We start from the raw sequence: 8613 nt of genomic DNA, 5'->3' as shown, positions 1-8613 counted from the left end.
ATGTGCTGATGCGGTATACGAGGTTTACACTTGAATTATAAGTATCCAGACGAATTAGAGTTTTTTGATAGAGGCTTTGGCTATTCTAATGAACATGATCATGACGAGGGGATGTTTTCATTTATTTTGCCGTATGAAAACGGTGATAAATTGATATTTACACATTCTCCATTTAATAACTGTTCTGTAAGCGTCAAACTTATTCAAGATGATGTGGTCGTTTTTAATATTTATAAAGAGAATGTTAGTGATATTGCTTTCCAAACTTGGGGAAGTGAAAAGGTACTAAGGGTTTATTTGACTAACGAAGTTGAGCATAATGACTTCCTTGTGTATTTCGATCCTAAACCTAGACTACGATACTCTGAGTTTTAAGTAAGCACATAATCGGGTAGCCGGAGGTCTCTAACCTCCAGCCCCCACACCACCCATCATGCGGGTCCGCAATGGGCGGTTCACCTCCCGTAATGAATATTGATCCAAATATCTCTCAGTGACACTAAACCTTTTGACGCTAAATAGTCATTGCCTAGCGCAATGTTAATTCCTTTTGTTTTTGAGCTTCGACAAGGCCCCTTGCTGGTGATACCACATGCTATGGCTAGTCTCTCACTGACCCCCAATTTCATTAAACTGCGTACTTTGGTGCGAGGTTTACGCCATTGCCGCCAGTAGCACATTCTTATCCTACGTCGGATCCAATGATCTAAATCCACCGTTAGCTGATAAGCGTTGGCTATCTGGTAGTAGTGTCCCCAGCCGCGTAAATACTGTGTGAGTTTATGAATTTGTAGGGTCATTGAGATCCCCCAGTTACGGTTAGTGAGCTCCCTGACATTTGCTTTGAATTTCTTTAGCGCCTGTTCGTGGATCTGCACTTGACCGTAACGAAATGTGAACCCGAGAAATTTCGAGCCTGATACAGGACCTACCCGACTTTTCGATTCGTTCACTTTGAGCTTTAATCGCTTAGTGATAAACGCAGTAATTTCCTGTTGTATTATTAGTCCTTCGCTTTTGGTTTTTACTAAAATGATTATGTCATCAGCGTAACGTGCAAACTTAAGGTGTTTGTAGGTTAGCTTCTTATCTAATTCATCGAGTAAAATGTTGGAAAGTAAAGGGGATAATGGCCCACCTTGGGGGACTCCTTTGGTTGACTCAAACCACAGACCTGTTTCGCGCTCTGCGATCCCCGCTCGTAAGTATTTACCGAGTAGGCGCATGAGTGCTTTGTCTTTGATTTTACGGCCAACACGATTCATCAGCATGTCATGGTCTACTTCATCAAAGAACTTAGACAAGTCGATATCAACCGCTGTTTTATAACCTTGTTTAACACAAAATTGAACATGGTTCACCGCTTGACTGGCTCTTTTATGAGAACGATAACCATAACTATGTGGTGAAAATTGAGGCTCAAAGTAAGGGCTGATCACTTGAGCAATGGCTTGTTGGATCACTCTGTCGATAACAGAAGGGATCCCAAGCATTCGCTCACCGCCATCGGGTTTGGGTATCATCACGCGTTTGACTGGCAAGGGTTGATAAGTGCCGTTAAGTAATTGTTGTTTAATACCCAGCCAATGTAACTTAGCGAAGTGATTAAACTCTTCAATACTCATATTATCAATACCCGCAGCCCCTTTATTGCGCTTAACATGTTGCCATGCTGCACCAATATTGTGGTTGCTTAGTACCCTTGCCATCAGGTCATGATCTGTTTGGCTATATTCATTCGAGGTATTATTCACAGTAGAACGCTGTTCATCACTATCGCAACACGGTGATCTATGTGAATTCAAGTTCATCTGTAGTATCTCCTCTGGTTAAGATGTTCAGGCCTTCACCGTGTCCCCTCCATTACGATGGGCGTTTGGCTACTATGCCGTCTGCTGACTTCTGATAAATCACTCTAGCGATTACTCGATAAAGCGCGTCTAAACTAACGCTTGTTTACTGCTATTTTGCTCGCTGTAGGTCGCAGCAACCAAAGCGCCAAGGGTTGATCAACCAGTCCCTAACTGGTAATCTCCAAGCGTTAGCGCGGATGCGTGTTTATCAGATCTCCCCGAATAAGGTGCATCGACTTTCTCTGCACAACTGCATCATTTACGGTGGCCGTTAGATCACATGACTTCGCTATCTTGTGCTAGCTCGTCTTCAGCCTACGCCTCATATGATGTTTTTGTTCATCAGCTCGCAGATTTGCTAGCGGCTTCCTCCAGACTATCTCTCGCGATTTAGCCCTTGCCATTCGCTAGTAGTTATCGTTTAATAACAGTATGTTATTTAAACGGTGATCTTCCTACAGAGGACTTTCACCTCATAAGTCAATGCCCATGTCGGGCGTACACAAGAAATTAAACAAGGACAAAAAACAATTGGCTTTTGCTCCTTCGTCGCTTATTTTAGCCAACCATTTTTTGCCTGTTAATTAGGCGTTGAGGCTGTAGAATTACTCTTTTTAGGAACTGATTCTACGCATTTGGCTTGATTGTTTTTTAACCTTGAATCCGTTTGGTTACTGTGATCTAATAGATATTATTCACCCATGGTAAATTGTTATGGCTCTTTCATTAGGTAAGGAGTCAAGCCTGACTTATCTTGCCAAAATAAATTCATTCCGATCAATTTCGCTGAATAAATTGACCTTACGCGGTCAAACGAAAGTGAATGCTTTCACTTCATACTGCGGCAACTGTATTGCTTAGTTCATAATATAGAAAAGCTGCAAAACACGATGCATTAATAAAGGTAAGCTGCGACCTCTCCAAATAAGCCACTCAAACACCTGTGATACCTTCCAAAACGCCCATTAAAGCAACAGCAAACCCCTTTTATATTTTACGTAAAATCGAAGTAACTAATTGAATCAAAATAGCAACTCAGCTATGGTTAATGCATCAATAAAAATAAATAAAAAACGAGTTATTCTACAGGCTCGTTAGGTGCCAAATTTGTATGAGTCAAAGAAATACAATTTTAGTAGTGTCAGGCTTAGCTGTTTGTGTGCTTAAAAATGAATAGGAATAGTTATGGGAAAAATCAAATTTTTAGATATGCCTGAGTACGAAGGTAAGCAATTAAACTGTGCTTCATTGTGTGCAACTAACGACGGTTATATAGCTTTAACCGGTAAACACGTTAAATCGCAAGGCGCTTCTCAATGGTTTTACAGTTTGTTGTGCATGGATCTAGAATTTTGTTTCCAAAAGTTCATAGACGTCGGGGAGATCGTCGATAGCGGGTCACAGTGGTTAGAGGCAGGATTAGAGTTACTTACAGGTAACAGTCAGGATGTTTTTGGGATTATCAATCAGGGTGGTAGAGGGTTGTGGGTAGATATCACTGCGGGTGCCGTTGTTGCGAGTAATCTTAAACCACTGGATATGGAGCGGATCCAACCCTCATTGCTCTCGACTTTTCCAGGTGGGCGAAGAAGTTTGGGTGTCATGCCTCGCCTTGAACAGCTAAGCTATCATATTGTGAATTATCATTTGGTAATCTCTGAACAGGAGGCTTTTCCACCATCCCAGTGGAATACTATGAAATGTGAATCGTTTGACTGGGGAATTGGCGACGGTACCGAGTCGGATTTTGGTTCTGTAGATTGTTCGGAAATTGGTAAGAGTAGAATTTTCAATCCTAGGGTTGTTCAGATACTGGCGCTGGGCTGCGACAGATGGTTGTTGAGCATTGTTACATCTGGAAATTCAAAAGCCGCCTACCCTAACAAGGGTATGGGATATCGTTACTCAATAATAGATTCCACCGGTGCTGAAATAGCCGTTCTTGATCATAAAGAAGCTTCTGAAAAGTTGCCTGTTAATGTTTATGAGAAAGCCGATTATACACATTTCCCTAATGCTGAATACCCGTTCTATAAGGTTTATCATGATATAAAATATAGTCGGATTATTCACAAACTGCTTAATCAAATAATTTTCTTTGATCTTAATGGTCGGTTAATGGGTGTGATTAACTTTGCCAATAAGGGACTTACTGGTATGAGAAGATTAAAACTCTTAGCAGTTTCACCCACAGGAGAAATGATTTTTCGGCGTGAGCAAGAGAAGCTTATGTGGAGCGTAGAGCTATCAGATTGCTTAAAAGAGACTGAAGCTAATCTGATAGCTGGCCTTAAGGAATATCGCAAAAAAGTGAAGGATATGAGTAATTCTTCACTGAATGTTCCTTCTCTTGGAGAAGTCAATCACCTCTCAATTACATAACATTTCCACTCGGGATGAAGGTGGAAAACATACTACACTATCTCAGCGAAAAGCTTTTACTCTGAGTGAATGATGAGAAATTGATCGTCAACTGGCGTAAATGCTCTAATAGGTATCAGGTATTGGCCTTAAGTCAGCACCTAATCGGGTAGCCGGAGGTCTCTAACCTCCAGCCCCCACAGTACTAATCATGCAATTTTTATTAGCAGGAAGTGCAATGGGCGGTTCACCTCCCGTAATGAATATTGATCCAAATATCTCTCAGTGACACTAAACCTTTTGACGCTAAATAGTCATTGCCTAGCGCAATGTTAATTCCTTTTGTTTTTGAGCTTCGACAAGGCCCCTTGCTGGTGATACCACAGGCTATGGCGAGCCGTTCGCTGACACCCAGTTTCATTAAACTGCGTACTTTATGCGTGCTATACCTTTGTAAAGTGCGCAATTGCCGCCAGTAACACAAATTTATCCTGCGGCGGATAAAATGATCTAAATCCACTGTTAGTCGATAAGCGTTGGAAGACAGCAAGTAAGTTATATCGACAGAATGAAGCTCAAAAAGACAGTGTAATATAACAGTTAAAAAGGCATGAATAAATTGACCTTGCACAGATAAACGAAAGTGAATACATTCAAAAATGCCAATTAAAATAATCCTAAGTCTTTTTATATTTTACATGAAAATCAGTTGCCGATTGCAGCAAAATAGCAACTCGGCTATGGTTTAACCATCAAGGAATATAAATTAAAAACGAGTAATTCTACAGCCTCGTTAGAGGTAAAAATGAGTTTCGGTACATTTTATAAAGTTGAAGACGAAGTTCGGTCTGCTTTCGAAGAGCGAATGGTATGATGTTTTAGGAGAAATTGAGATTCAGAATTATGAATCTTGCGATGCTGAATAATCAATACCCGCCTGGGTCTTAGCATTAAAGAACCAAGGTGAACCATTGAGTTTGTTATTCCAAGGGGAGCTCTGTGCAGAACCAAATGAATATGATGATCCCGACGTTGTATTTGTTGGCAAAGAAATGATCACGTCAATTGTGACGGAGCTAGAAAACAAGTCGAAGCCATATTTTCAAGAGTTGCTCAATGAAGTGAATTGTTCGTCAGATTTTTGGCTGTTTGACTCAATGTTTAATTTTTTAAAGAGCGCAGCATCTAATAACAATGCTATCGTAATTATATGGGGTGGATAGTGAAACCTAAGTTAAATTAGCTGTTCTCTATAATGAAGACCAAACAAGAGACTACAACACATTTATGAGCTCAGAATTATTCAAAAAGGAAAGCTTTTGACTCCGATTAAAATATTTAGTTTGCAGCAGCATAAAAGTAAGTACGAAGATCGCCCTTTAAAGTCTTATTTATATGTTTGCGGTGACAAAACTGAATTGCAAGTCTCCGGTTATGAAATAGAAAAACAATTTGAGCTCGCTGATTATTATCTTCTTCTACTTAACTGGGACTGCCTATTTGAAGAAGGCTGTGAAGTTGTTATTTTAAATAAGCAGATTAAGCTAGTAGCGACGTATAGTTTTACGCCATTTTACAACAGTTTTCTATTAACTGATTTTAACGAGCTATCTAACAACTGTTATGAATTAATTTTTAATCAATTCGAGCGATTTGAGTTAACAATTAACTACCCGAAAAAGCACTTATTAAGTAAAGTTATTAAGGTACGAAAATTTACATAGTCTTTCTTTGTAGGTGTATTTTGTTAGGGAAAACACCTACCAATAAAGTTAATCTATGTTTTAAGACAAGGCTACCATATTGAATAATCAATATCATCAATCGGCGATCCTCGGAAAATCCGAGGGACTTTGTGCATAAAACTTTTTTTCATTCGAACGGTTTCTAGCTTTTCAGATTCTGCAAAGGCGCTATCTTCTATCGCCTCAATATGAGTGGGAAGAGATAAATGCTGAAAATTATTATTTGAAAAACTATAGTCACGAATAAACTTTACTGTGTCTGGTAATCGTAATTCAGTTAATAAATTTTTGCAAAAACAATGACTAGCTATGGTTAATAAAGGGGCTTCGATAGTCAACTTTTCAATTTCGTTTCGACAAAAAGCACCTGCGTCTAAGCTCATAACCGTTTCAGGTATCATGAGTTCTTTAAGTTTATTTTTATAAAAAGCATCACCACCAATATGAGTTAATCCTAAGGGTAAATTAATTGTTGTTAAAAAGTTCTCGCAAAAAGCTTCTAACCCAATCTTCTGTAAAGAGTCAGGCAGGCTTACAGAGGTGAGTTCTTTTTCTGAAAAAGCTTTTGGGCCAATACTCAATATTGTTTTACCTTCTATTTCATTGGGTATGATTACATCTTTAGCTGAGCCAATATAATCAACAATAGAAAGTCCTTTGTCGTAGCTTTCGCACACAAATAAAGTATTAAGAGTCAAAATATTTCCTTAAAGTTTGAATAATATCAATAGATTTATCTAATCAATGTTAGCTTCAGTCCAACGGTCAAATCGAATAAAATAGTCAAGATTATCAGCGCTATTATCTTTTTCACTATCAATAAAATTAGGAGAAAATTGCTTACAAACCTCTCTCAATTTGCGTTCTGATTCTAAAACAAGTCTCTTTTGAAAGTATATATTAGGAATATTTTTGATTAATTGTGGTTTTTCATCAAAAACTTGAATAAGTAAGTAATTGATATTTAAGTGATTAACTTTTAGGTTTTGGAATAAACGATTTGCTTGAGATATTGTATGTATACTAGCCCATTTGAGATTTAAGTATTCAATCTGTTGGAACAACTGTAAAGTATCAATAGACTCATCATCAAAAACAAAACTTTCCAGTGAGAGTCGCTTTAGATTAGGTAAATTTTTTAAAAATTTAAAACCTGTCTCTGAACCTCTAGCTATACAGTCAAGGTTGAGATACTCCAATGCTGTCAATCCCTCAGTCATTTTATGAATGCTATCAGCGTCAATATAGTTAGAACGATAAACATTACTTGCACGACTTATGTCGAGCATTTTCAAATGGCTTAGCTGAGATAGACTTTCAAAACAAGTAAAGTTAATTGATGAAGGAGTGGATGTTTTTAAAGCACGTAAACTTTTTAACTCTCCTAAACTTTCAATACCGGCCTCTCTTACTTTAGTCGATCTAATATCGAGCTCTTCTAAAGACTTTGATTGTGAAAGCTTTTTGATGCCAGCATCGTTAAGTGAAGTATACCAAAGTATTAGTAGCTTTAAATGAGGAAGCTTGGCTAAATCTGCCATCCACGGATTAGAAAACCCCTTTAGCATTCCTAAATCAAGAAGTTCTAAATTTTCCATCTCAGCTATCGCTTTACGCTTTGTCGCGTCGAGTTTGCAATTCACTTTTAAACCAACAAGCTTTCTGTCTCGAATATAAAGTCCTAATGGGGAAGGCGATTCTTTAGATACAAATTCTTGTAATCCCCAAAACTCATAATCAGTGAAATTATCAGGGGGTAAATAGTAAGTATCCATAAAGTCGGTATATTTCATTTTATTCCTTTAAGTTAGGTAAGCCTATGTGCTGTAATTTATGAGCTAATAAGCTGTATCGTTCCGAGTTCATCGAAGGCTAAATCGTTTTAGTCTGGCTATTTTAACCTTGGGCAAGAACCAGAGCAAGGTTACGAACTTTTATTGACTTAAATTTTTAATTGATGTTTTTTGATAATTACAGCCATAGTATTGTGCTGTTAAATAAAGTAACATATTGAAATATATATGGTATTGATTGTCTAAATTTTTATACTTCAGTAATTCAGTGCTTATGTCTTTGTGTTTACAGTTTAATATGACGTCATTTGTCTAATGAGATCGCGATGATAAAGAATAAACTTGAAGGGTTAATGTTATCGATAATCGATGACACTCGTATCGAGGATTTTTGTTTTACTGATAATTTCGTCATAGCAACTATCGGTATCAAAGATGGTCCAATTTGTGCTCCCGTTTTAGACTATGAAATTACAGGCGATGAATCACTTATTATTGATAAAGACAGTTTTAATATTGAGTGGAAGCAAGTAGTATTTGAAGGCAACACTATCTCTGTAATTAGAAATAACAAGCCCGCACTATATCGCGTAGCACCAGATAAAAAGCAATAGTTTTTGTATTGTTCAATTAAAATTTGAATACTTAATTACATCTTTTTTAAATATGCAAACACTGTACTGGTGTATGAGGCGTTAACCAAAATGGAAAAATTTCTAGTAAGACCTGGATATAAAACAGAAGAGCTTTTAGTTGAATTTTTGGGAGACCATAGAGAGCCTCAGTTTCCTGATATACAAGAAATTCTTGTAAAAGGATTAAAAGCTGAACCTGATCCCCCTGTGTCAGGATAGTTGTCGT

General features: G+C 37.8%; 9 protein-coding genes and 1 pseudogene. 7 read left to right on the top strand and 3 right to left on the bottom strand.

All coding sequences use genetic code 11. The features are described 5' to 3' along the window. Nucleotides 1–30: 30 nt before the first annotated feature. Nucleotides 31–375, top strand: a complete 345-nt coding sequence (locus tag FW757_RS22660; RefSeq protein WP_446441748.1) for a hypothetical protein — start codon at nucleotides 31–33, stop codon at nucleotides 373–375. A gap of 80 nt (nucleotides 376–455) precedes the next feature. Here FW757_RS22660 and ltrA read toward each other — a convergent pair whose 3' ends face one another. After that, complete coding sequence (gene ltrA / locus FW757_RS22655) at nucleotides 456–1811, bottom strand: group II intron reverse transcriptase/maturase (protein ID WP_446441747.1); 1356 nt, start codon at nucleotides 1809–1811, stop codon at nucleotides 456–458. 828 nt (nucleotides 1812–2639) lie between these two features. Here ltrA and FW757_RS22650 point away from each other — a divergent pair. The 4 genes and pseudogenes from FW757_RS22650 to FW757_RS22635 form a co-directional block, all read left to right on the top strand. Continuing rightward, nucleotides 2640–2752: pseudogene (locus FW757_RS22650) on the top strand (transposase); the annotation flags it as partial. A gap of 286 nt (nucleotides 2753–3038) precedes the next feature. After that, nucleotides 3039–4235 carry a hypothetical protein gene (locus tag FW757_RS22645; protein WP_446441746.1) on the top strand — a complete coding sequence of 399 codons (1197 nt, stop codon included), beginning with the start codon at nucleotides 3039–3041 and terminating at the stop codon, nucleotides 4233–4235. Between the two features lie 950 nt (nucleotides 4236–5185). Then, a complete protein-coding gene (locus tag FW757_RS22640) occupies nucleotides 5186–5437 on the top strand; it encodes a hypothetical protein (protein WP_446441745.1) in 252 nt (83 codons plus the stop codon). 96 nt (nucleotides 5438–5533) lie between these two features. After that, nucleotides 5534–5938 carry a hypothetical protein gene (locus FW757_RS22635; protein WP_182794839.1) on the top strand — a complete coding sequence of 135 codons (405 nt, stop codon included), beginning with the start codon at nucleotides 5534–5536 and terminating at the stop codon, nucleotides 5936–5938. Between the two features lie 71 nt (nucleotides 5939–6009). On the opposite strand, the gene FW757_RS22630 is transcribed toward FW757_RS22635, so the two are convergent. Together FW757_RS22630 and FW757_RS22625 are read right to left on the bottom strand one after the other, a co-directional pair. Beyond that, nucleotides 6010–6657 carry a leucine-rich repeat domain-containing protein gene (locus tag FW757_RS22630; RefSeq protein ID WP_182794840.1) on the bottom strand — a complete coding sequence of 216 codons (648 nt, stop codon included), beginning with the start codon at nucleotides 6655–6657 and terminating at the stop codon, nucleotides 6010–6012. Between the two features lie 39 nt (nucleotides 6658–6696). Beyond that, nucleotides 6697–7752: a leucine-rich repeat domain-containing protein gene (locus FW757_RS22625; RefSeq protein WP_182794841.1), complete on the bottom strand. Its 1056-nt coding sequence runs from the start codon at nucleotides 7750–7752 to the stop codon at nucleotides 6697–6699. 326 nt (nucleotides 7753–8078) lie between these two features. On the opposite strand from FW757_RS22625, the gene FW757_RS22620 reads away from it, so the two are divergent. Together FW757_RS22620 and FW757_RS22615 are read left to right on the top strand one after the other, a co-directional pair. Further along, complete coding sequence (locus FW757_RS22620) at nucleotides 8079–8366, top strand: hypothetical protein (protein ID WP_182794842.1); 288 nt, start codon at nucleotides 8079–8081, stop codon at nucleotides 8364–8366. Between the two features lie 90 nt (nucleotides 8367–8456). Continuing rightward, complete coding sequence (locus tag FW757_RS22615; RefSeq protein WP_446441744.1) at nucleotides 8457–8606, top strand: hypothetical protein; 150 nt, start codon at nucleotides 8457–8459, stop codon at nucleotides 8604–8606. Nucleotides 8607–8613 lie beyond the last annotated feature (7 nt).

The organism is Pseudoalteromonas sp. 1181_04, assembly GCF_052850545.1.
Note: the sequence above shows the minus strand (reverse complement) of the source record. Positions and strands in the feature narration are given on the sequence as shown.